The 22,229-nt window shown below is 71.9% G+C and carries 18 protein-coding genes; 8 read left to right on the top strand and 10 right to left on the bottom strand.

The features are described from left to right. Positions 1-106: 106 nt before the first annotated feature. On the bottom strand, positions 107-1,027 hold the full coding sequence (locus tag ACWC0C_RS07610; protein WP_450862398.1) for a serine hydrolase: 921 nt from the start codon (positions 1,025-1,027) through the stop codon (positions 107-109). A gap of 148 nt (positions 1,028-1,175) precedes the next feature. Between ACWC0C_RS07610 and ACWC0C_RS07615 the strand changes: the two genes are divergently transcribed. Next, complete coding sequence (locus ACWC0C_RS07615) at positions 1,176-3,410, top strand: glycosyltransferase family 39 protein (RefSeq protein WP_450862715.1); 2,235 nt, start codon at positions 1,176-1,178, stop codon at positions 3,408-3,410. Between the two features lie 90 nt (positions 3,411-3,500). On the opposite strand, the gene ACWC0C_RS07620 is transcribed toward ACWC0C_RS07615, so the two are convergent. Then, on the bottom strand, positions 3,501-4,541 hold the full coding sequence (locus ACWC0C_RS07620) for a YncE family protein (protein ID WP_450862400.1): 1,041 nt from the start codon (positions 4,539-4,541) through the stop codon (positions 3,501-3,503). 138 nt (positions 4,542-4,679) lie between these two features. Here ACWC0C_RS07620 and ACWC0C_RS07625 point away from each other — a divergent pair, with 138 nt between their 5' ends. Continuing rightward, entirely contained in the window at positions 4,680-5,603 is a 924-nt protein-coding gene (locus ACWC0C_RS07625) for a LysR family transcriptional regulator (protein ID WP_450862402.1), read from the top strand. 8 nt (positions 5,604-5,611) lie between these two features. Here the strand turns inward: ACWC0C_RS07625 and ACWC0C_RS07630 are convergent, their stop codons facing one another. Both ACWC0C_RS07630 and ACWC0C_RS07635 read right to left on the bottom strand, forming a co-directional pair. Beyond that, positions 5,612-6,508, bottom strand: a complete 897-nt coding sequence (locus tag ACWC0C_RS07630; RefSeq protein ID WP_450862403.1) for a helix-turn-helix domain-containing protein — start codon at positions 6,506-6,508, stop codon at positions 5,612-5,614. Continuing rightward, on the bottom strand, positions 6,505-7,314 hold the full coding sequence (locus ACWC0C_RS07635; protein ID WP_450862405.1) for a helix-turn-helix domain-containing protein: 810 nt from the start codon (positions 7,312-7,314) through the stop codon (positions 6,505-6,507). The genes ACWC0C_RS07630 and ACWC0C_RS07635 overlap by 4 nt, the downstream gene beginning before the upstream one ends. A gap of 342 nt (positions 7,315-7,656) precedes the next feature. On the opposite strand from ACWC0C_RS07635, the gene ACWC0C_RS07640 reads away from it, so the two are divergent. Further along, positions 7,657-8,040, top strand: coding sequence for a hypothetical protein (locus tag ACWC0C_RS07640; RefSeq protein ID WP_449195297.1), 384 nt, complete (start codon positions 7,657-7,659; stop codon positions 8,038-8,040). Between the two features lie 70 nt (positions 8,041-8,110). Here the strand turns inward: ACWC0C_RS07640 and ACWC0C_RS07645 are convergent, their stop codons facing one another. The 3 genes from ACWC0C_RS07645 to ACWC0C_RS07655 are packed head-to-tail and all read right to left on the bottom strand — an operon-like array spanning position 8,111 to position 12,305. Then, positions 8,111-9,796, bottom strand: coding sequence for a thiamine pyrophosphate-binding protein (locus tag ACWC0C_RS07645; RefSeq protein WP_450862407.1), 1,686 nt, complete (start codon positions 9,794-9,796; stop codon positions 8,111-8,113). 23 nt (positions 9,797-9,819) lie between these two features. After that, positions 9,820-10,788 (bottom strand): agmatinase, encoded by a 969-nt coding sequence (gene speB, locus ACWC0C_RS07650; RefSeq protein WP_055706451.1) that lies wholly within the window; start codon positions 10,786-10,788, stop codon positions 9,820-9,822. A gap of 56 nt (positions 10,789-10,844) precedes the next feature. Continuing rightward, the gene (locus ACWC0C_RS07655; protein ID WP_450862409.1) at positions 10,845-12,305 is read right to left on the bottom strand and encodes a sodium:solute symporter; all 1,461 of its coding nucleotides are present in this window, start codon (positions 12,303-12,305) and stop codon (positions 10,845-10,847) included. Positions 12,306-12,420: 115 nt separating this feature from the next. Between ACWC0C_RS07655 and ACWC0C_RS07660 the strand changes: the two genes are divergently transcribed. Together ACWC0C_RS07660 and ACWC0C_RS07665 are read left to right on the top strand one after the other, a co-directional pair. Further along, a complete protein-coding gene (locus tag ACWC0C_RS07660; RefSeq protein ID WP_450862411.1) occupies positions 12,421-13,929 on the top strand; it encodes a PucR family transcriptional regulator ligand-binding domain-containing protein in 1,509 nt (502 codons plus the stop codon). A gap of 61 nt (positions 13,930-13,990) precedes the next feature. Then, positions 13,991-14,779, top strand: coding sequence for a phosphatase (locus ACWC0C_RS07665; RefSeq protein ID WP_449195301.1), 789 nt, complete (start codon positions 13,991-13,993; stop codon positions 14,777-14,779). Between the two features lie 44 nt (positions 14,780-14,823). Here ACWC0C_RS07665 and ACWC0C_RS07670 read toward each other — a convergent pair whose 3' ends face one another. From ACWC0C_RS07670 to ACWC0C_RS07680, 3 genes are all read right to left on the bottom strand, one after another. Next, positions 14,824-15,699 (bottom strand): acyl-CoA thioesterase, encoded by an 876-nt coding sequence (locus ACWC0C_RS07670; RefSeq protein WP_449195302.1) that lies wholly within the window; start codon positions 15,697-15,699, stop codon positions 14,824-14,826. 46 nt (positions 15,700-15,745) lie between these two features. Continuing rightward, positions 15,746-16,903, bottom strand: a complete 1,158-nt coding sequence (locus ACWC0C_RS07675; RefSeq protein WP_449195343.1) for an acyl-CoA dehydrogenase family protein — start codon at positions 16,901-16,903, stop codon at positions 15,746-15,748. Between the two features lie 134 nt (positions 16,904-17,037). Beyond that, complete coding sequence (locus ACWC0C_RS07680; RefSeq protein WP_449195303.1) at positions 17,038-17,637, bottom strand: SACE_7040 family transcriptional regulator; 600 nt, start codon at positions 17,635-17,637, stop codon at positions 17,038-17,040. Positions 17,638-17,734: 97 nt separating this feature from the next. On the opposite strand from ACWC0C_RS07680, the gene ACWC0C_RS07685 reads away from it, so the two are divergent. The 3 genes from ACWC0C_RS07685 to ACWC0C_RS07695 are packed head-to-tail and all read left to right on the top strand — an operon-like array spanning position 17,735 to position 22,229. Continuing rightward, entirely contained in the window at positions 17,735-19,351 is a 1,617-nt protein-coding gene (locus ACWC0C_RS07685; protein WP_450862412.1) for a carboxyl transferase domain-containing protein, read from the top strand. An 11-nt stretch (positions 19,352-19,362) separates the two neighbouring features. Then, a complete protein-coding gene (locus ACWC0C_RS07690) occupies positions 19,363-21,288 on the top strand; it encodes an ATP-binding protein (RefSeq protein WP_450862414.1) in 1,926 nt (641 codons plus the stop codon). A 17-nt stretch (positions 21,289-21,305) separates the two neighbouring features. After that, positions 21,306-22,229 (top strand): hydroxymethylglutaryl-CoA lyase, encoded by a 924-nt coding sequence (locus ACWC0C_RS07695; protein ID WP_449195344.1) that lies wholly within the window; start codon positions 21,306-21,308, stop codon positions 22,227-22,229.

The raw sequence follows: 22,229 nt of genomic DNA on the forward strand, positions 1-22,229 counted from the left end.
GGAAGGCACCAACGCGGATGGGGGTCGATTTCATCCCTCTGTAACAAAGCGCTCCGCTGGTTCGGCTGAGTTCGGCCGTTTTTCGTGAACCGCCCCGTTGAAAGCGTCAGCCCTGCGGCGGTACCGCGACGAAGGCCTCGCTGGGCCGGCTGGTCGGGGTGTAGACCGCGGTGCCGGGGGTGGTCGGCACGATGTCCTTGTGGATGGCCTTGGCGACGTTCTGGATGGTGGTGACGCCGTAGTCCATGGTGCTGTCGTCCTGCGTCAGCACCGAGATCATGTAGTCGTGCCCGGCGCCGTTGAAGGTGCCGAGGCTGTGCACCCGCCAGCCGTGCGTCGCGCGCTGCAGCCAGCCGTTCTTGACGTGCACGGAGACCGTGGACGGCGCGCCGGCCGGGGTGCCCCAGCGCTGGGAGGAGATGACCTCGCCCATGAGCTTCAGGATGTAGGCGCGGGAGTTGTCGCTCAGCACGCCGTTCTTGGCGGTGATGAGCTTGAGCAGCTTCTGCTCGTCGGTGACGTTCTCCTGGGTCAGGCCCCAGTAGCCGTTCGTGCCGGGCACGGTGTTCGTCATCCCGGCGGCGGCCAGGAAGCCCTTGATCTTCGTCAGGCCCAGCTGCTTCCACAGTGTGGTCGTCGCGTTGTTGTCCGACTGGGTGATCATGGCCTTCGCGAGCGAGGCCTCCCGGTCCGTCAGATAGCGGTTGTGCTTCTTGGCGTCCCACAGCAGCGTGGCGAGCACGGTGACCTTGACGGTGCTGGCCGAGTCGTAGGAGCTGGTGGCACGCAGGGTGCAGGTGGTGCTGGTACCGCGGTCGTACAGGCCGATGGCGACCGTGCCCTTGCGGCCTGCGAGGGCGGCCGTGATGTCCTTCTGCAGCTTCGCGGCGAGGCCCGCCTTCGCGGACGTACAGCTGACGGTGGGCGTGGCCGCGGCGGCCGGGGTGGCGGCGGTGAGGGCGGTGACGGCCGGTATGAGCAGCGCGGCGGCGAGCGCGCCGGTACGCCTTGATGTCCGGGGATTCATGCCCCAGTTGACTCACGGAGGCAGCCGAATGGTTGCACATCCGTTCCCGCCAAGGGGATTCGACGCCCTTACCCGGCTTTCACCGACCCACAGCTTCCGCCCAGGTGCACCACAGCGCGCTCCCATCGCCGGTCTGCAGGGTGCAATGGTGACATCTGCCACCGATCCCCTCCCCGACGCCACGACGGCGACCCCCGCTCCCCCGGCACCGGACGCCGTGGCGCCGGAGCGCGCACCACGCTGGTCGCTGCCCGTGCTGCTCGCGATCCTGCTGCTGGCCGCCGTGCTGTACACCTGTAACCTGTCCGGCTCCGGCCTCAACAGCTTCTACAGCGCGGCCATTTACAGCGGCACCCAGAACTGGAAGGCCTGGTTCTTCGGCTCGCTCGACGCCGGGAACTTCCTCACCGTCGACAAACCGCCGTTCGCCGACATGGTGATGAGCCTGTCGTGCCGGATCTTCGGCTTCGGCACCTGGCAGATGATGCTGCCGGAGGTCGCGGCCGGGCTCGCCACGATCTGGATCCTGCACTCCAGCGTGAAGCGGGCCTTCGGACACGCTGCCGCAGCGGTGGCCGCACTGGTCCTCGCGCTGACCCCGATCACCGTCGCCATCAACCGGGACAACAACCCCGACACGATCCTCGTCCTGCTGATGGTCGGCGGCGCGGCGCTCGCCCTGCGCGCGGTGCGCAACGGCAGGCTGCTGCCGCTGCTCGGCTCGGCGGTGTGCTTCGGCCTCGCCTTCAACACGAAGATGCTGGCCGGGTACATCGCGCTGCCCGCCGTCTTCGCGGTCCACCTCCTCGCCGCGCGCCCGAAGCTCGTACGGCGGATCGTGAACCTGCTGATCGCCGGGGTGGTGCTGGCGGTCTCCAGCTTCTGGTGGGCCATCGCCGTGTCCCTCGTCCCCGCCTCCGAGCGGCCGTACATCGGCGGTTCGACGGACGGCACCGCCTGGAACCTGATCATGGGCTACAACGGCCTCGGCCGGATCTTCGGCGGCGAGGGCAACGGTGGCGGAGGCGGGGGCGGCGGGGGCGGCTTCTCCGGCTCCGCCGGTCTCGGCCGCATGTTCAACGACATCCTCGGCGGCCAGATCTCCTGGCTGCTGCCCTTCTCGGCCATCACCCTCGTCGCCGGCCTGATCCTGTGCGGCCGCGCCCCGCGCACCGACCTCACCCGGGCCGCGCTCATCCTGTGGGGCGGCTGGACGGTGCTGCACTACGTCACCTTCGCCACCGCCGAGGGCACGATGCACCCGTACTACACGACCGCCCTCGCGCCCGGCATCGCGGCGCTGTGCGGAGGCGGTGGCGTACTGCTGCTGCGCGCGTTCCGCACCGACAAGCGCTGGGCCTGGGTCCTGCCGGCCGGCCTGGCGGTAACGGCTGTCTGGGCGATCGTGTTGCTGCGCCGGGCCTCTGGCTGGCACACCTGGCTGTGGCCGAGCGTCGGTGTGGTCATGGCGGCGGCGATCGCCGGCCTGTTCGTCTTCCGCTCGGGGGGCCGGGTACGGCTGTTCGCGGCCTCCGTCGCTGCGGCGGTCGTCGCGGCACTCGCGGGCCCGGCGGCGTACGCCTGGTCGGTGCCGTCCGGTTCGGGCGGCGGCATGAGCGGGGTGAACCCGACGGCCGGCCCGTCGACGGGCGGCGGCTTCGGCGGAGGCCCTGGCGGGGCCGGTGGCCGGGGCGGCGCCGGGGGCTTCCCGGGCGGCGGGGAGATGCCCGGGCAGAACGGCGGCCGGGGCGGCGGGAACGCCGAGGCGGGCGGGGGCCTTCCCGGCGGAGCCGCCGGCGGGCAGCAGGCCGGTGGGTTCCCTGGCGGCGAGGAGAACGGTGACCTCCCCGGCGGCCAGGGCTCGCCGGGCGGCGCCGCCCCGTACGGCACCGCGCCGTACGGAACCGGCACCGGCGGCTCGGGAAGCACGGGCGGCCGCATGGGAGGAGCCGGTATGCGCGGCGGCATGAAGGGCGGCGGCATGGGCGGCGCGAGCAGCGAGCTGGTCGCGTACCTGAAGAAGCACCAGGACGGCGCCACCTGGCTGCTCGCCGTCCCCAACTCGCAGAGCGCGGCCCAGATCGAGCTGAGCGCCAAGGCGCCGGTCATCTCCATGTGGGGCTTCACCGGCACCGACGAGGCGATGACCGTCGCCAAGCTCGAGGAGCTGGTGAAGAAGGGCGAGTTGCACTACATCCAGCTCGGCGGCGGCATGATGGGCGGCGGCCCCGGAGGGGGCGGCAACAGCGTGTCGTCCGAGGTCACGGCCTGGGTGAAGAAGCACGGGACGCTGGTGAAGGAGAGCGCGTACGGCAAGAGTTCGACGTCGTCACAGAGCAACCAGTCGGCTCTCTACCGCCTGGACCCCTCGGACGCCGGCTGAGGCGGACAGAGGCGGACCAGGTCAGGGCGCGCCTGACACGCCATCTGCGCAGGTCGGTCGGCGGCTCCTGCCCTGTGGGGGGAATGTTGCTCAGGCCGCCCGCGGAAGGTACGCCAGGCCGTGCGCCCCCGGTTCGCCCCGTTTCGGGATGTTCAGGCGGGTCAGGGTGCTCGTGGTCTCCAGGTCGATGATGTCGACCGTCGACGAGGAGACACAGGCGACGTAGGCGAGCCGGCCGTCGGGGGAGGAGTGGATGGTCAGCGGGAAGAGGCCGACCTCGACGTCACCGAGGTGTTGATGGGTGGCGGCGGAGAAGACCGTGAGGCGGCCCGGTGCCTGGCGGCCGAGGGGGGACGCCGGGTCGGGGGTCATACGGAGCTGGCCGGCGAGCAGCTTGCCCGTCGGCGTCACGTGCACCGGCACCACGACGTGCTCCGTGGGCAGGGTGGCGGTCACGGACAGGGTGCGGGTGTCGATCACTCGGATGCCGGGCGTGTGCCCCTCGGGCGCGCCCGCGTACGGGGCGGCCACGAAGACCTGCGTGCCGTCGGCGGAGACCGCCAGTCCCTCGCTGCCCGGTACCTCCACCTTCGCCGTGAGGGCGCCCTGGTCGAGGTCGACCACCGAGACGAACGGCGCCTCCTTGTTGGTGGCGTATCCCGTCCGGCCCGCCGGGTCGATGGCGAACCAGTGCGGTCCGGGTGCGTCGGTGTCGATCCGGCCCAGGGGGCGGCGAGTGGCGGTGTCGATCACGACCACTCCGCCGGGGCGGTCCGCCGAGCCCTCCACACTGACGTAGAGGCGGCTGCGTGCCGGGTCCAACGCCAGTCCGTGCGGGCCGTGTTCGGGGGCGATGTCGATGACCTCCACGATCCGGCGGCTGTCGGGGTCGATGGCGGTCAGCTGGGTGCGGCGGCCGCTGTTGGCGTGGTAGTAGCCCGAGCGGTACGACGTGCTGCACCACAGCAGGCGTTGTGCCGGGTCGAAGCACAACTCGTGGGGTTCGGCGGTGACTTCGGTCGTACCGAGGTGGCGGTCGGAAGCGGCGTCGTAGAACGAGACCGTCGGCCCGCTCTGGCTGACCACGGCCAGCACATCGCCTTCTCGACCGGCACGGGGTGACTGCTGCACAGGTGTCTCCTCGAACAGCTTCATAAAGGGTCTTCGTGGACACCTCCACCCTCCGCCCGGGAGAATTCCGCCGCAATGCAAAGATCGGCAGGGCATTATTGCCTCAGACGTAAAGGCACAGCTCAGGAGCCGCTTTCGATGGATCTCAATCTGCTGCGTGCCTTGGACGCCCTGCTCCAGGAGAACAGCGTCACCCGCGCCGCCGAGCGGCTCGGCACCTCGCCCGCGGCGGCGAGCCGCATGCTGGCCCGGCTCCGCCGTGCCGTCGGCGATCCGCTGCTGGTGCGCGCCGGTCAGCGGATGGTGCCGACACCGCGAGCGCTGGAACTCCGCGAGGAGGTGGCCGTGTTGCTGCGCGGCTGCGACAACGTCCTGCGGCCCGGCGCCGGTTTCGACGCGGCGCGTCTTCAGCGCACGTTCACGGTGCAGGCCACCGACCTGCTGCTGACCGGACTGGCCGGGACGCTGACGGACCGCATCCACGCGGAGGCCCCGCACGTGGACGTGGTCTTCCTGCCGGAGGCGGTGGAGGGCGGCCCGGCGCTGCGGCAGGGGCTGGTGGACGTCGAACTGGGCGTCCTGGAGCATCTGGACCCCGAGATCCACACCCGGCGCCTCACACGCACGCACCTGGTCGGTCTCGCCCGCAGCGGCCATCCCCTCTTTGACGGGCGAACCGACGGGCGGACCGACGGGCGGGTCGACGTCCGCCGGTTCGCCGCGGTCGGTCACATCGGCGTCTCCCGGCTCGGCAAACGCACCGGACCGATCGACCGCGCGCTCGCCGACCTCGGGCTGCGGCGCCGGACGGCGGTCGTCGTACCCAGTCACACGGCCGCGATGATGCTGGCCCGGTCCACCGATCTCGTCGCGCTGACCCTGGCCGACTGGCTGCCCGGCACCATCGCCGCCCTCGGCCTGCGCACCTTCCCCGTCCCCCTCGATCTCGCCCCTGTCGACCTCGGGATGGCCTGGCACCCCCGCAACTCGGCCGACCCGGGGCACCGCTGGTTCCGCGACCATCTGGCGGCCGCGGTCCTGGCGCCGTCCCAGCACGCCTGACGGAGCGGCTACCGTTCCGGGCCGAAGCAGTGCCGCTCGCCGTTGCGGACCAGACAGGCGCGCACCCGGTCCAGGTCACCGGGGTTCGCGGCGACCATCGGAGTCGACAGGGAGTCCTTGGCGTCGTACCGGTCCTTGACCTCGATCCGCAGGGGCGCGTGATGCGGTACGAGGATCTCCGCCCGGTCCCCCACCTTCCCGAGGTCGATCCGCGCCCACACCGCGGCGCAGGCGGTACTGTGCCGGAGCTTGATGACAGTCGGCCCGGGGAAGCTCCGCCGGCCGAGGGTCACCGGCACGGGGTCGGCTCCGCAGCCGTACGTCTCGGGGTCCTTGCCGGTGCAGCCGCTGCCGTGGCAGCCCTTCGCCGGTGCGGGCACGGGGGAGGACGGGGACGCGGACGGGCCCCGGCCGGACTCGCTGAAGGCGCCGGTGGCCGCCAGTGACACCACGACCGCAGCGACCGTGAGCCCGCCGCCCACGACTCCGGCGAGCAGGCCACGCCGGGCCGGACGCCTGGGCGCGCGGCCGGCGTCCTCGGGCGGACGCGGCTCGGACGGCGGTGCGGGTGACGGCGCGCCCGCGAGGCGGCTCCCGCCCTCCCTGCTACGCCCGCCTTCTGTGCGCCCACCCGCTCCCCGCCCGCTCATCGCCGCGTCCGCCAGCTCCCACAGCGCGAGCGGCCGAGCCGGGTCCGCGCCCGCCAGTTCGCACAGGTCCGCGACCGCCTGCCGGGGCGGCACCGTCCTGCCGTTGAGATAGCGGTCCCAGGACGACTTGCTGTACGGCGTCTTCGCGGCCAGTGCGGCCAGGCTCAGCCCGGTGCCGATCCGCAACCCGCGCAGGGCCTCCGCCAGCCGCTCGCACTCCACCGGCCGGTCGCCGGACGCGGCGCCGGACGTCATTTCCGCAGCACCCCCCAGGTGTCCTCGCCGATGACCCCGTCCACGCGCAGGTGCGCCCCCTGCTGCAACCGCTCCACCGCGCGCTCGGTGCGGGAGCCGAACGCCCCGTCGGCCATCCCCGGCGAGAAACCGTGGTGGCGCAACAGGCACTGCGCCTCCACGACGGACCACTGCGCCGATCCCGGGCCGATCAGGCCGACGCGGGTCGTGCTGTACCCCGCGTACAGCAACCCGTCCTTGGCGCGGTGCACCCGGCAGGGGTAGTCCTTGTCGGCCCGGTACACGAACGCCCCGTTCGCCGCCCCCGTCCCCGAGGCCGGTGACGTGGCGTCCGCCGAGACCGGCCGGTCGCCGGTCCGGTCCCGACCGCCGTCCCACGGCGCGGCCACCAGCAGGACGATCACCGCGGTCACGAGCACGGCCGAGGCCAGTACGACGGCGCGCATCCGCCGTCCCCCACCGCGTCCCGCCGGTTCCTCCCCGCCAGGACCGGAGTCCACCCCCGGCTCCGGCTCCCCCGCCCGACCGGCACCCTCCCCTCCCCTCCCCGCCGCCACGGCCACCTCGTGCAGGGCCAGCAGCCGGGCCGGGTCGGCGCCGCAGGCGCGGGCCAGTGCCGCCACCGCCTGCTGCGGTGGCACCGCCCGGCCGTTGAGGTAGCGGTCCCAGGAGGCGCGGCTGTAGCCCGTCCGGGCGGCCAGCGCCTGCAGACCGAGGCCGCTGTGGTCCTTGATCCGGCGCATCTGTACGGCGAGTTGCCGCACTCGCGGGTCGAGCGAGTCCGGCAACTGCTTCCAACGAGACATGCTCCACCCCATGTCTGCTGCGACTTCCCGGACGAGGATGCCCCACCAAGAGCGCGCGGTTCCGTGACCTGCCGTGCGGGCGCATGGTTTCGGCCGCCTCACCCGGCGTCCACGCGTCCCGCCGGTAACTCACGGCACGGGGTGTTTGTGCAGGTCGGAGGGTGGGACGTCCCGCGCCCGCGGCAACTGTCCGGCAGGCCTGGCCCCGTCCTGGACTCGGCCTGCACTGTCGGTGGTGCACGGCGGGCGGTGCGGTCCACCCCGCACCGCCCCAGGCACTCGGCGGCCCGCCCTCACGGGGGTGGGGCGGGCCGCCCCGAGCAACCGACCCAAGGAGCATCCATGCGATTCCGCATCGCGACCGCAACCGTCCTGACCGCGTGCGCCATGGCCGGAAGCGGCCTGGCCCTCTCCGCGCCGTCCGCCTCGGCCGACACGCACACCGCGTCCGCCCCGTCCATCGCAGCCCGCCCGAACTGTCCGTATCCGTACGTCTGCTTCTACAACGGCAACACGATGACCGGGAAGTTCAAGGACACCGGGTACTGGCAGCAGCTCGGTGCGAGCCGCAACGCGAAGGGCGCCGTCAACACCCGGCACGACGACGTGGCCTACGTGAGGTTCTCCAACCACCCGGTCATCTGCATGAAGCCGGGCGAGGGATGGGCCTTCAACGGGGCGCACCCGACGCAGGTCTACATCAGCAGCTCCAGCACGTGCCACTGAGGCACCCTCGGCCCCGTCCGCTCGCCCCGGCGCAGGTCCCGCACCCGCGCCGGGGCGGCGCCATGCGCCCCTAGCCCAGATGCGTCGGCGCGAACATCCGCAGCACCGCCGGGAGGACGACCACCGACGGGCCGGGCGCGGCCAGCGCCTTCGCCAGGTCCTCCTCCAGGGTCTCCGGGGTCGTACGGACACCCGGCACCCCGAAGGACTCCGCCAGCGCCACGTAGTCCGGGCGGGTCAGTTCCGTGGCCGTCGCCTGGCCGAAGGCGTCCGTCATGTACTCGCGGAGGATGCCGTAGCCGCCGTCGTCGACGATCAGCCAGGTGACCGGCAGGTCGTACTGCTTCGCCGTCGCCAGCTCGGCGATCGAGTACAGCGCGCCGCCGTCGCCGGACACCGCCAGCACCGGGCGGGTGGGGTCGGCCGCCGCCGCGCCCAGCGCCGCCGGGAAGCCGTAGCCGAGGCCGCCGGCGCCCTGGGCCGAGTGCATGGTGTTCGCGCCCCGGGGGTCGAAGGCCGACCAGGCCCAGTACGCCAGGATCGTCATGTCCCAGAAGGAGGGGGCACCCGCAGGCAGCGCGCGGCGGACAGCCCCCAACACCTCCCGTTCCAGGGTGAGTTCCTGGCCTGCGATACGGGAAGCCACCTTCTCCAGCAGCTCCCGCACCCGCCCCGGCGCCGACTCGTCCGTGCGCTCCCGCACCGTCTCCAGCAGCGCCTGCAACGCCAGTCGGGCGTCGGCGTGGATGCCCAGCGCCGGGTGGTTGGACTCCAGCTTGCCGAGGTCGGCCTCGATCTGGACGACCCGGCCGCGCGGCTTGAACGTGTGGTAGTTGGAGGAGAGTTCACCGAGGCCCGAGCCGACCACCAGCAGGACGTCGGCGTCCTCCAGGAAGTCGGTCGTGTGCCGGTCCTCCAGCCAGGACTGCAACGACAGAGGGTGCTCCCAGGGGAAGGCGCCCTTGCCGCCGAAGGTCGTCACCACGGGGGCCTGGAGCTTCTCGGCCAGCTGGAGCAGCTTGCCCGAGGCGTCCGACCGTACGACTCCCCCGCCCGCGATGATCGCCGGACGGGCGGCGCGGGACAGCAGGTCGGCCGCCACCGCGGTCAGTTCGGGGCGGGGAGCCAGGTCCTCGGGGGTCGCGTCCGGCGCCGTCACCACCGGCAGCGAGGTCTCCGCGAGCAGTACGTCCTGCGGGATCTCCACCCACACCGGGCCGTGCGGTGCCGTCAGCGCCGACTTCCAGGCCGCCGCTATCGCGGAAGGGATCTGGGACTGGGTGCGGACCGTGTGGACCGACTTCACCACACCCCGGAACGAGGCCGCCTGGTCGGGGAGTTCGTGCAGATAGCCGTGTCGGCCGCCGCCCAGGCCTGCCGTCGGGATCTGGCTGCTGATCGCCAGCACGGGGGCCGAAGCCGCCGCCGCCTCCTGGAGCGCCGCCAGCGACGTCAGCGCGCCCGGACCCGTCGACAGCAGCAGCGGGGCCGCCTCGCCGGTGATCCGGCCGTACGCGTCCGCCGCGAAACCCGCGTTGTTCTCCACCCGCAGGCCCACGTAGCGCAGTGCCGACCTGCGCAGGGCGTCGAACATGCCGAGCGCGTGCTGGCCGGGCAGGCCGAAGACGGTCGTCGCGCCCAGCCCGGCCAGGGTCTCCACGACCAGGTCTCCGCCATTGCGTCCCGGGGGCGGGTTCAGCGCTGCCTCCGTCTGCGCGGGCGTCGGGCGAAGTACCAGGTCGTGGTCGTGAGTCACTGCTCTCGGTCCCCTAAGGAGAGTTAGGCGTTGCGGGCCGCCGCGATCTGGCGGCTCATGATGGTGGTCAGTTCGTACGCGGTGTGCGAGGCCGCCACCGAGGTGATCTCGGCGTGGTCGTACGCGGGCGCCACCTCGACGACGTCCGCCGAGACCAGGTTGCAGGAGGCCAGGCCGCGCAGGATCTCCAGCAGCTCCCGCGAGGTCATGCCGCCCGCCTCCGGCGTACCCGTACCGGGGGCGTGGGCCGGGTCGAGGCAGTCGATGTCGATGGAGATGTACAGCGGGCGGTCGCCGATGCGCTGGCGCAGCTGGTCGGCGACCTCGTCGGCGCCCCGGCGGTAGATGTCGGCGGAGGTGACGATGCCGAAGCCCATCTTCTCGTCGTCGGTGAGGTCCTGCTTGCCGTACAGCGGGCCGCGGGTACCGACGTGGGACAGGGCGGAGGTGTCGAGGATGCCCTCCTCCACCGCGCGGCGGAACGGGGTGCCGTGGGTGTACTCGGCGCCGAAGTAGGTGTCCCAGGTGTCCAGGTGGGCGTCGAAGTGCAGCAGGGCGACCGGGCCGTGCTTCTTGGCCACCGAGCGCAGGAGCGGGAGGGCGATGGTGTGGTCGCCGCCCAGGGTCATCAGTCGGGCGCCCGTGCCGAGCAGCTCGTCCGCCGCGGCCTCGATGGTCTCGACGGCCTCGTTGATGTTGAACGGGTTCACGGCGATGTCACCGCCGTCCGCCACCTGCGCCAGGGCGAAGGGGGAGGCGTCCTGCGCGGGGTTGTAGGGGCGCAGCAGCCGGGACGCCTCGCGGATGGCGTTGCCGCCGAAGCGGGCGCCCGGCCGGTACGAGACGCCGGAGTCGAACGGCACGCCCACCACGGCGACGTCGGCGGTGCCGACCTCGTCCAGTCGGGGCAGCCGGGCGAAGGTCGCGGGACCGGCGTACCGCGGGATGCGGGAGGAGTCGACGGGGCCGCGGGGCGTCTCGTTGCTGCTCATGGTCAAATGCCTTCTTTCTTGCGCTTCGTCGCGCATGTACTGCTTTCCATACGACTCTACTGGTGAGCCGGGACTGGTTCGGACGCGAGTTCGGGGTTTCGTCCGGCGAGGCGCTCGTGCCAGGTGGCGAGGACGGTCTCGTCGGTGGGCTTCGTCGCCAGGGATACGGCGACGTAGGCGGCGAGGGAGGCGAGCAGGCCGTAGTAGACGGGCTCGTTGGCGAGGATGCCGTATCCGGCCATCAGGCCGATGACCGCGAGGCCGCCCACGATCACCGAGGCCAGCGCGCCCTGCACCGTGCCGCGCTTCCACAGCAGGCCGCCGAGGATCGGCACGAGCAGGCCGCCGACGAGCAGGTTGTACGCCACGGTCAGCGCCTCGACCACGTTGTTCAGCGCGATCGCCGTGCCGATCACGGCCACGCCCATGATCAGGATGAAGGCGCGGTTGCCGCCGATCTCGTCGTGCTCCTCGGACGGCCGCTTGGCGAGCCCGCGCAGCCGCGACCAGATGTCGTTGTTGGCGACGGTGGCGCAGGCGATCAGCGCGCCGGAGGAGGTGGACATCACCGCGGCCAGGGCGGCGGCCAGGACCAGGCCGCGCACGCCGACGGGGAGTTCGTCCTTGACGATGGTCGCGAAGGCGTCGTCGGGGCTGCCGAGCTTCGGATAGAGGACCTTGGCGGCCGTGCCGATCACCGCGCCGGCGAGGGCGTAGGCCAGACAGTAGGTGCCGGCCACGGTGCCGCCCCACTTGGCGGTCTTGTCGCTGCGGGCGGTGAACACGCGCTGCCAGATGTCCTGGCCGATCAGCATGCCGAAGGTGTAGATCAGCACGTAGGTGAAGATCGTCTCGCCGCCGATGCCCAGCGGGTCGAAGTACGAGGTCGGCAGCTTGGCCTTCATCTCGGAGAAGCCGCCGGCCTTGACGACCGCGATGGGCAGGAGCAGGAGCAGCACGCCGATGGTCTTCACCACGAACTGGACCATGTCGGTCAGGGTGATGGACCACATGCCGCCGAGGGTGGAGTAGGCGACGACGATCGAGCCGCCGAGGACGATCGCGAGGGTCCGGTTCATGTCGAACAGGACGTCGAAGATCGTGGCGTAGGCGATCGTCGAGGTGACGGCCAGCATGAGGGTGTACGCCCACATGACCACGCCGGAGATGACCCCGGCCCGGCCGCCGTAGCGCAGGTCCAGCATCTCGGAGACGGTGTAGACCTTCAGCCGGGCGATCCGGGCCGAGAAGAAGACGGACAGGACGAGGAGCCCGAGGCCGATGGTGAAGACCATCCAGGCGCCGGAGAGGCCGTACTGGTAGCCGAGGCCCACGCCGCCGATGGTGGAGGCGCCGCCCAGGACGATCGCCGCCATGGTGCCGGAGTACATCGCGGGGCCGAGCCGGCGCCCGGCGACCAGGAACTCGCTCTTGGACTTGGCGCGGCGCATGCCCCACCAGCCCATGGCCAGCATGCCGGCGAGATAGACGACGATCACTGTGTAGTCGACGGCCATGAAGCCCTCCTCCACTCGAAGTCGTACGGGGATCGCCGGCGGGTGATGTCCCTCGACAGTAGGTGGCCGGAAAGCGACTGCGAAGTGTACGTTTCATCCATATGAACGGGGCGGAATGGAGGAAACGCACACCATGCCGGAGTCGATCACCCCAGCGGTCCCACCGACCCCACCGGTACCGCTGTCGGCCCTGCTGGCCCGCGAGGACCTCGCCCTGCGCCAGATCGCGGGCCCCGCGGATCCGGCCATCGTGATCCACTGGGCGCACACCTCGGAGATGGCCGACCCGTACCCGTACCTGCTGGGCGGCGAGCTGCTGCTCACGGCCGGGGTGCACATCCCGGAGGCGGCGGGCGCGGGCACCTACTTCGACGACTACGTCTCCCGGGTCGTCGAGGCGGGCGGCGCGGCCCTCGGCTTCGGCCTGGCCCCGGTGCACGACACGGTCCCGCGCGCACTGATCGCCGCCTGCGAGCGCCACGGCCTCCCTTTGCTGGAGGTCCCGCCCCAGACCACGTTCTCCGGTGTGGCCCGCGCGGTGTGGCAGTTGATGGCCCAGGCCCGCCTGGCCGAACTCCGCCGCGTGACGGAGGCCCAGCAGAGCCTCGCGGCGGCGGCCTCCCGCCCGGATCCGGTGCCCTCGGTACTGCGCCAGCTGGCCCAGCGCCTGGCCGGCCACGCGGTGCTGTACGGCCCCGACGGCACCGGCCTCGCGACGGCCGGCCGGGAACCCGCGGAGGAGGTGCGGGCGGCGCTCGTGGGACTCTCGGGCGTGGTACGGCCCACGGGGCGTACGGCGCCCAGGGCCACCTCCGCCACCGACACCGCCGGAGAGACCCACCTGGCGGTCTACGCCCTCGGTGCCGGCGAGGGGTTCGTGCTCGGGGTGGCCACCGCCCGGCGCGACCCCGGCGACCACACCATCGCCTCCGTCGCCGCCGTGCTGCTGTCCTTGCTGACCGGTGAGCACCACAGCGGGGCCGGTGCCGCCCGTTCCTCCGCCCTCGTACGGCTGCTGCTGGGCTCCCCGCCCGAGGAGGTGGCCCCGCTGCTCGGCGCCGGGGAGTGGCGGGTGGTGCACGCCCGGCCGGAGGCCCAGTTGCCCGATGCCGTCGCGGCGTCCGCGCTCGGGGCCGCGCTGGGGTCGCCGTTGGTCGACCTCGGGCATGACGCCGTACGGGTGCTGGTGCCGGGCGGGTGGCTGCCGCAGGCGCAGGCCGGCTGGACGCTCGGGGTGAGCGCGGCCGTGGCGCCGCGGGAGTGGGCGGCCGCCGACACCCAGGCGGCCCGCGCCCTCGCCCGGGCCCGCGCGACCCGCACCCCGCTCATCCGGCACGGCGCCCGGCCCGGACTGGAGGACCTGGTGCCGCGGGCGGACGCCGAGGCACACGCCCGCGCGCTGCTCGCACCGCTCGCCGACCGCCCCGAGCTCGCCGAGACCCTGCGCAACTGGCTTGCCTTGCACGGGAGTTGGGACCGCACGGCAGTGGCCCTCGACGTGCACCGCAACACCGTACGGCAGCGCATCGCCCGCTGCGCCGCCCTGTTGGACACCGACCTGGACGACGCGGACGTGCGCATGGAGCTGTGGTTCGCGCTGCGGCACGGCCGATCGGGCGAGTGAGTCCCGTCCCAGCGGGCGATATGGCGAGAAGGGCCGCGGCCCGCTGCCCCACAATGGACGCATGCCGATATCCGGGACGCCCAGCCGCGCTCAGCTCGTCGACCACCTGGTGAGAACCCGTATCGCGGGGGACGTCGCCACGCCCCGCGAGAACAACCTCTCCCACTACCGCCAGCTCGCCAACGGCGTGCGCAACTTCTGGCTCGGCCTGGAGCTGGGCGACCGCTGGACGGACGAGCAGGACGTGCTCGCGGTGATGGCCGAGCGGGTGGGGGTCAACGACGACCCCGGGTACCGGTACGGGCAGGACACCATCGACCCCGAGCTGACCGTGGACGCGCTGGACCGGATGGCGGCACGGCTGCGCAAGGCGGCCGAGGACCGCCAGCGGGTGCTGTTCGCGACCGGCCATCCGGGCGGGCTGCTGGACGTACACCGGGCGACGGCCGCCGCGCTGCGCACCGCGGGCTGCGAGATCGTGGTCATCCCGGACGGGCTGCAGACGGACGAGGGGTACGTCATGCAGTTCGCGGACGTGGCGGTGCTGGAGCACGGGGCGACACTGTGGCACACCCACTCCGGGGAGCCGATGAAGGCCATTCTGACCGGACTTGAGCGCGCGGGACGCCCGCTGCCGGACCTGGTCGTCGCCGACCACGGGTGGGCGGGGTACGCGGGGCAGCACGGCATCGACTCCGTCGGGTACGCCGACTGCAACGACCCGGCACTCTTCCTCGCCGAGTCCGAGGGCACCGTCCAGGTCGTCGTACCGCTCGACGACCATGTGCTCAGCCCGCGCCACTACGACCCGATGACGGCGTATCTGCTGGCGGCGGCGGGACTTTCCTGACCGGCTCCGCCGGCACCCGTCACTCGGCACCTCGGGCCACCGGTTCAGCGCGGGACGCGGACGACGCCCTCCTGGATGACGGTGATGGCGAGCCTGCCGTCCTGCGTGTAGATACGGGCCTGGCCGAGGCCGCGGCCGCCGTGCGCGGAGGGTGACTCCTGGTCGTACAGCAGCCATTCGTCGGCGCGGAAGGGCCGGTGGAACCACATCGCGTGGTCCAGGGAGGCGCCCACGACGTCCCCGACCGCCCAGCCGCCGCGGCCGTGCGCGAGCAGGATGGAGTCGAGGAGGGTCATGTCGGAGACGTAGGTGGCGAGGACGACGTGCAGCAACGGTTCGTCAAAAGCACTGTCCAGCTTGCCGTTGGTGCGGAACCACACCTGCGAGTGCGGCTCGCGCGGCTCGCCGAACTGCCCGTACGGCGGCTCCTCCACATACCTGAGGTCGATCGCCTCGCGGGCCTCCAGGAACCTCTCGACGACCTGGGGGGCGAGGTGGTCGTAGCCGCGCAGCCGCTCCTGGGAGGTGGGCAGGGTCGCCGGGTCGGGCGCGGGCGGCATCGGCGCCTGGTGTTCGAGGCCCTCCTCGTACGTCTGGAAGGACGCCGAGAGGTGGAAGATCGGCTTGCCGTGCTGGACGGCGACCACGCGGCGGGTGGTGAAGGACCGGCCGTCGCGGATGCGGTCCACGGTGTAGACGATCGGCGCACCCGGGTCGCCCGGACGCAGGAAGTACGCGTGCAGGGAGTGGGCGGGCCGGTCCGCGGGGACCGTGCGGCCGGCGGCGACCAGCGCCTGTGCCGCGACCTGCCCGCCGAAGACGCGGGGTACGACGGCGGAGCGGGACTGGCCGCGGAAGATGTTCTCCTCGATCTGCTCGAGGTCGAGCAGATCGAGGAGATCCTGGAGTGCCTGACTCATGGCGTTAGTTGTATCGGCCAGTGATTGCGGCGGTGAGAGGTCCGTCTTACAGGCCCATGTCCTTCGCGATGATCGTCTTCATGATCTCGCTGGTGCCGCCGTAGATGCGGTTGACGCGGTTGTCCGCGTACAGGCGGGCGATCGGGTACTCGTTCATGTAGCCGTAGCCGCCGTGCAGCTGCAGGCAGCGGTCGATGACGCGGTGGGCGACCTCGGTGCAGAACAGCTTGGCGGAGGCGGCCTCGGCGGGGGTCAGCTCACCGGCGTCCAGGGCCTCCGTGGCGCGGTCGGCGACGGCCTCGGCGGCGTCGACCTCGGCCTGGCAGGCGGCCAGCTCGAACTTGGTGTTCTGGAAATGCGCGACCGGCTTGCCGAAGACGGTGCGCTCCTGGACGTACTGCTTGGCGAACCGGACGGCGGCCTTGGCCTGCGCGTAGGCGCCGAAGGCGATGCCCCAGCGCTCGGAGGCCAGGTTGTGGCCGAGGTAGTAGAAGCCCTTGTTCTCCTCGCCGAGCAGGTCCTCGACCGGGACCTTGACGTCGACGAACGCCAGCTCGGCGGTGTCGGAGGTCTTCAGGCCCAGCTTGTCGAGCTTGCGGCCGACGGAGTAGCCCTCGGACTTGGTGTCCACGGCGAACAGGGAGATGCCGTGGCGGCGGTCCTCGGCGGTGGGCGCGGCGGTGCGGGCGCACACGATCACGCGGTCGGCGTGGACGCCGCCGGTGATGAAGGTCTTGGCGCCGTTGAGGACGTAGTGGGTGCCGTCCTCGCTGAGCCTGGCGGTGGACTTCATGCCCGCGAGGTCGGAGCCGGTGCCCGGCTCGGTCATCGCGATGGCCCACATCTCCTCGCCGGTGACGAACTTCGGCAGGTAACGCTTCTTCTGCTCGTCCGTGGCCAGCATCTTGATGTACGGCAGGGCGAGCAGCACGTGCACGCCGGAGCCGCCGAACTGGACGCCCGCGCGGGCGGTCTCCTCGTAGAGGACGGCCTCGAACTTGTGGCTGTCCATACCCGCGCCGCCGAACTCCTCGGGGACGTTGATACCGAAGATGCCCAGCTCACCGAGCTTGTAGTAGAAGTCGCGCGGCGCCTGGCCGGCGGCGAACCACTCGTCGTAGACCGGGACGACCTCGGCCTCGATGAAGGCGCGAAGGGTCTCCCGGAACGCCTCGTGATCCTCGTTGAACACCGTACGGCGCACGGCTACCTCCACGTCCCTCGGCACATCGGCATGTCTAAGCGCTTGCTCAGATTCAACCGTACCGGCGAGTACGGAAGCCCGTCCAGAGGGGTTCGGCCGTAACGCTCGTCACGCCGGGAGGCAAGCCCCGGCGGCTACTCCCGCCCCGCCGCCTCGAACGCCCCCCGGGCCATCCGGTGCAGCAGCGCCGCCGTGGCCCCGCGCCCCGGCAGGGTCCCCGCGCGCCCCAGGTGGGGCGTGGAGTTCAGCAGGCCGAAGACCGAGTGGACGGCCGAGCGGGCCGTCGGCTCGGTCAGGGCCGGGTACACCTCGCGGACCACCTCCACCCACAGCTCGACGTACTGCCGCTGGAGCTGGCGCACCAGCTTTCGGTCGCTGTCGCGGAGGCGGTCCAGCTCGCGGTCGTGCAGGGTGATGAGGGGACGGTCGTCCAGGGCGAAGTCGATGTGGCCCTCGATCAGGGAGTCCAGGACGGCGGAGGGCCGGGCGTCCCCGTCGGCCTCCGCCAGGCGGCGCTTCGCGCCCGTCAGCAGCTGGCCGCTGATGCCGACCAGCAGCTCGGCGAGCATCGCGTCCTTGCCCGGGAAGTGCCGGTACAGACCGGGGCCGCTGATACCGACGGCGGCGCCTATCTCGTCGACACCGACGCCGTGGAAGCCGCGCTCGGCGAAGAGCCGGGCGGCCTCCTTGAGGATCTGCTCGCGTCGGGTCGGGGCGTCGGTTCTGGAGACCATGCCAGCAATTCTAGACAGCGAGGTTAGCGGTCGTTAACCTGAAGGAAATGGTTAACGCTCATTAACTGGTTCGATCACCGGGTGAGGGGACCGCAGGATGCAGGAGGCACCGGAGCTCCGGAGCGCGGCAGATCCCGCGTCGGAGGCCTGGCGGGCCAATGAACAGGCGCATCTGGCGCTGGTCGAGGAGCTGCGCGGCAAGCTGGCCGCAGCGGCCCTCGGCGGCGGCGAGAAGGCGCGGGCCCGGCACACCGCACGGGGCAAGCTGCTGCCGAGGGACAGGGTGGACACGCTGCTCGACCCGGGCTCGCCGTTCCTGGAGCTGGCCCCCCTCGCGGCCGACGGGATGTACGACGGACAGGCCCCGGCCGCCGGAGTGATCGCCGGGATCGGGCGGGTCAGCGGGCGCGAGTGCGTGATCGTCGCCAATGACGCGACCGTCAAGGGCGGCACGTACTACCCGATGACGGTGAAGAAGCACCTGCGCGCCCAGGAGGTCGCCCTCGACAACCGCCTGCCCTGCGTCTATCTCGTGGACTCCGGCGGCGCCTTCCTGCCGATGCAGGACGAGGTGTTCCCGGACCGGGAGCACTTCGGGCGGATCTTCTACAACCAGGCCCGGATGTCGGGAGCGGGGATCCCGCAGATCGCGGCCGTGCTCGGGTCGTGCACGGCCGGTGGGGCCTATGTGCCCGCCATGAGCGACGAGGCCGTGATCGTCCGCAACCAGGGGACGATCTTCCTCGGCGGTCCGCCGCTGGTGAAGGCCGCGACCGGCGAGGTCGTCACGGCGGAGGAGCTGGGCGGCGGCGAGGTGCACTCGCGCGTGTCCGGCGTCACCGACCACCTCGCCGAGGACGACGCGCACGCCCTCAGGATCGTCCGGAACATCGTCGCCACCCTCCCGGCCCGGCAGTCCCTCCCCTGGGAGGTCACGCCCGCCACGGAACCCAAGGTGGACCCCTACGGGCTGTACGGCGCGGTCCCGGTCGACTCCCGTACCCCCTACGACGTACGCGAGATCATCGCCCGTATCACCGACGGCTCCCGCTTCGCCGAGTTCAAGTCCGAGTTCGGGCAGACCCTCGTCACCGGCTTCGCCCGCATCCACGGCCACCCGGTCGGGATCGTCGCCAACAACGGCATCCTCTTCTCCGAGTCCGCCCAGAAGGGCGCCCACTTCATCGAGCTGTGCGACCAGCGCGGCATCCCGCTGGTGTTCCTGCAGAACATCTCCGGGTTCATGGTCGGCAGGGACTACGAGGCCGGCGGTATCGCCAAGCACGGCGCCAAGATGGTGACGGCGGTCGCCTGCACGCGCGTGCCGAAGATGACGGTGGTGGTCGGCGGCTCGTACGGCGCGGGCAACTACTCGATGTGCGGCCGGGCCTACTCCCCCCGCTTCCTGTGGATGTGGCCCAACGCCAAGATCTCCGTCATGGGCGGCGAGCAGGCCGCCTCCGTCCTCGCCACGGTCAAGCGCGACCAGCTGGAGGCCCGGGGAGAGGCCTGGCCGGCCCAGGACGAGGAGGCCTTCAAGGCGCCGATCCGCGCGCAGTACGAGCGCCAGGGCAACGCCTACTACGCCACCGCCCGCCTCTGGGACGACGGCGTGATCGACCCGCTTCAGACCCGTCAGGTGCTCGCACTCGCCCTGACGGCCTGCGCCAACGCGCCCCTGGGAGACCCCCAGTTCGGCGTCTTCCGGATGTGAGGAGGGGAACCGTGTTCGACACAGTGCTGGTGGCCAACCGGGGCGAGATCGCCGTACGCGTCATCCGTACGCTCCGCTCGCTGGGCGTGCGCTCGGTGGCGGTCTTCTCCGACGCCGACGCGGACGCGCGGCACGTGCGGGAGGCCGACACGGCGGTACGGATCGGTCCGGCACCGGCCGCCGAAAGCTATCTGTCGGTGGAGCGGCTGCTTCAGGCCGCCGCCCACACCGGCGCCCAGGCCGTCCACCCGGGGTACGGCTTCCTCGCCGAGAACGCGGGCTTCGCGCGCGCGTGTGAGGAGGCGGGACTGGCCTTCATCGGCCCGTCGGCGGACGCGATCGCGCTCATGGGCGACAAGATCCGGGCCAAGGAGACGGTGAAGGCGGCCGGGGTGCCGGTGGTGCCCGGCGGGCGTGACCCCGAACTGGCGGCGGCTGCCCGTGAGTTGGGTGCGCCCGTGCTGCTGAAGCCCTCGGCCGGCGGTGGCGGCAAGGGCATGCGGCTGGTGCGGGACATGACGGTGCTCGAGGAGGAGATCGCCGCCGCCCGCCGCGAGGCCCGCGCCTCCTTCGGCGACGACACGCTGCTGGTGGAGCGGTGGATCGACCGGCCCCGGCACATCGAGATCCAGGTGCTGGCCGACGGCCACGGGAACGTGGTGCATCTCGGCGAGCGCGAGTGCTCGCTGCAGCGGCGCCACCAGAAGATCGTCGAGGAGGCGCCGAGCGTGCTCCTCGACGACGCCACGCGCGCGGCGATGGGCGAGGCGGCGGTGCAGGCGGCGCGCAGTTGCGGGTACCGGGGCGCGGGCACGGTGGAGTTCATCGTGCCGGGCAACGACCCGACCCAGTACTACTTCATGGAGATGAACACCCGTCTCCAGGTGGAACACCCGGTCACCGAGCTGATCACCGGCCTGGACCTGGTGGAGTGGCAGGTGCGGGTGGCGGCCGGGGAGAGGCTGGGCTTCACGCAGTCCGATGTCGCGCTCACGGGGCACGCGATCGAGGCCCGTATCTGCGCCGAGGACCCCGCGCGCGGCTTCCTCCCCTCCGGCGGCACGGTCCTGCTGCTGAACGAGCCGCAGGGCGACGGCGTCCGCACCGACTCCGGGCTCAGCGAGGGCACCGAGGTGGGCAGCCTGTACGACCCGATGCTGTCCAAGGTCATCGCATACGGCCCCGACCGCGAGACGGCGCTGCGCAAGCTGCGCGCGGCCCTCGCGCAGACGGTCACGCTGGGCGTGCAGACCAACGCGGGCTTCCTGCGGCGGCTGCTGGCGCATCCGGCGGTCGTACAGGGGGACCTGGACACCGGGCTGGTCGAGCGGGTCGTGGACGAGCTGGTCACCACGGACGTGCCGGAGGAGGTGTACGAGGCGGCGGCCGCCGTACGCGCGAAGGCACTGGAGCCCCGCACGGACGGCTGGGTCGACCCCTTCTCGGTGCCGAGCGGCTGGCGGCTCGGCGGCACCCCGAAGCCGCCCGCCTTCCATCTGCGGGTGCAGGACCCGGTGACGTACACCCCGCGCGGCACCTCGGCCGTCTCCGGCGCCACGGTCTCCGTCTCCCTCGACGGCGTCCGGCACACCTTCCGCCGGGCCGGTGACTGGATCGGCCGGGACGGCGACGCCTGGCAGGTACGGGACCACGACCCGGTGGCCGCGTCCCTCAGCAGGTCCGCGCACGCGGGAGCCGACTCCCTCACCGCGCCCATGCCCGGCACGGTGACCGTGGTCAAGGTCGCCGTCGGTGACGAAGTGGCCGCCGGGCAGAGCCTGCTGGTGGTGGAGGCGATGAAGATGGAGCACGTCATCTCCGCCCCGCACGCCGGCACGGTCGCCGAACTGGACGTGGCTCCGGGCACCACGGTCGCCATGGACCAGGTGCTGGCCGTCATCGCACCGTACGACGAGGAAGGGGTGGTGGCGCAGTGACCACCGAGGGACTGCCCATGGTCGTACCGGCTTCCGATCTGCCCGCGCGGGTGCGGATCCACGAGGTCGGCGCGCGCGACGGGCTGCAGAACGAGAAGCGGGCTGTGCCGACCGAGATCAAGGCGGACTTCATCCGCCGGCTCGCCGACGCCGGCCTGACGACGATCGAGGCGACGAGCTTCGTGCATCCCGAGTGGGTGCCCCAACTGGCCGACGCCGAGCAGCTGTTCCCGCTGATCAGCGACCTTCCGGGCGTCGAGTTCCCGGTGCTCGTGCCCAACCGGCGGGGCCTGGACCGGGCGCTGGCGCTCGGTGCCGACCGGATCGCGGTCTTCGCCAGTGCCACCGAGTCCTTCGCGAAGGCCAACCTCAACCGCACGCTCGACGAGTCACTGGCCGTGTTCGAGCCGGTGGTGCGGCAGGCGAAGGACCGGGGCGTGCACGTACGCGGCTATGTGTCGATGTGCTTCGGCGACCCCTGGGAGGGCGCCGTCCCCCTCCACCAGGTGGCCCGCGTGTGCACGGCCCTGCGGGACATGGGCTGCGACGAGCTGAGCCTCGGCGACACGATCGGCGTGGCCACCCCGGGCCATGTGCACGAGCTGCTCAACCTGCTGAACGAGAAGGGCGTGCCGACGAACGTGATCGGCGTGCACTTCCACGACACCTACGGCCAGGCGCTCGCGAACACCTACGCGGCGCTGGAACACGGCGTGACGACCATCGACGCGTCCGCCGGAGGCCTAGGCGGCTGCCCGTACGCCAAGTCCGCCACCGGCAACCTCGCCACCGAGGACCTCGTCTGGATGCTGCACGGCCTCGGCATCGAGACCGGGGTCGACCTCGGCCGTCTGACCGCCACCAGCGTGTGGATGGCCGCCCATCTGGACCGGCCCAGCCCGTCCCGTACCGTCCGCGCTCTCTCCCACAAGGAACAGTGA

The organism is Streptomyces sp. NPDC001709, from assembly GCF_053596375.1.

Excerpts from the sequence above, each read along its gene's own strand:
- ACWC0C_RS07655 (WP_450862409.1), bottom strand. The coding sequence starts at position 12,305 with ATGGCCGTCGACTACACAGTGATCGTCGTCTATCTCGCCGGCATGCTG.
- ACWC0C_RS07625 (WP_450862402.1), top strand. The coding sequence starts at position 4,680 with ATGGATCTCAATCTGCTGCGTGCCTTGGACGCCCTGCTCCAGGAGAAC.
- ACWC0C_RS07665 (WP_449195301.1), top strand. The coding sequence starts at position 13,991 with ATGCCGATATCCGGGACGCCCAGCCGCGCTCAGCTCGTCGACCACCTG.
- ACWC0C_RS07635 (WP_450862405.1), bottom strand. The coding sequence starts at position 7,314 with ATGTCTCGTTGGAAGCAGTTGCCGGACTCGCTCGACCCGCGAGTGCGG.
- ACWC0C_RS07680 (WP_449195303.1), bottom strand. The coding sequence starts at position 17,637 with ATGGTCTCCAGAACCGACGCCCCGACCCGACGCGAGCAGATCCTCAAG.
- ACWC0C_RS07640 (WP_449195297.1), top strand. The coding sequence starts at position 7,657 with ATGCGATTCCGCATCGCGACCGCAACCGTCCTGACCGCGTGCGCCATG.
- ACWC0C_RS07695 (WP_449195344.1), top strand. The coding sequence starts at position 21,306 with ATGGTCGTACCGGCTTCCGATCTGCCCGCGCGGGTGCGGATCCACGAG.
- speB (WP_055706451.1), bottom strand. The coding sequence starts at position 10,788 with ATGAGCAGCAACGAGACGCCCCGCGGCCCCGTCGACTCCTCCCGCATC.
- ACWC0C_RS07685 (WP_450862412.1), top strand. The coding sequence starts at position 17,735 with ATGCAGGAGGCACCGGAGCTCCGGAGCGCGGCAGATCCCGCGTCGGAG.
- ACWC0C_RS07660 (WP_450862411.1), top strand. The coding sequence starts at position 12,421 with ATGGAGGAAACGCACACCATGCCGGAGTCGATCACCCCAGCGGTCCCA.
- ACWC0C_RS07610 (WP_450862398.1), bottom strand. The coding sequence starts at position 1,027 with ATGAATCCCCGGACATCAAGGCGTACCGGCGCGCTCGCCGCCGCGCTG.
- ACWC0C_RS07630 (WP_450862403.1), bottom strand. The coding sequence starts at position 6,508 with ATGACGTCCGGCGCCGCGTCCGGCGACCGGCCGGTGGAGTGCGAGCGG.
- ACWC0C_RS07670 (WP_449195302.1), bottom strand. The coding sequence starts at position 15,699 with ATGAGTCAGGCACTCCAGGATCTCCTCGATCTGCTCGACCTCGAGCAG.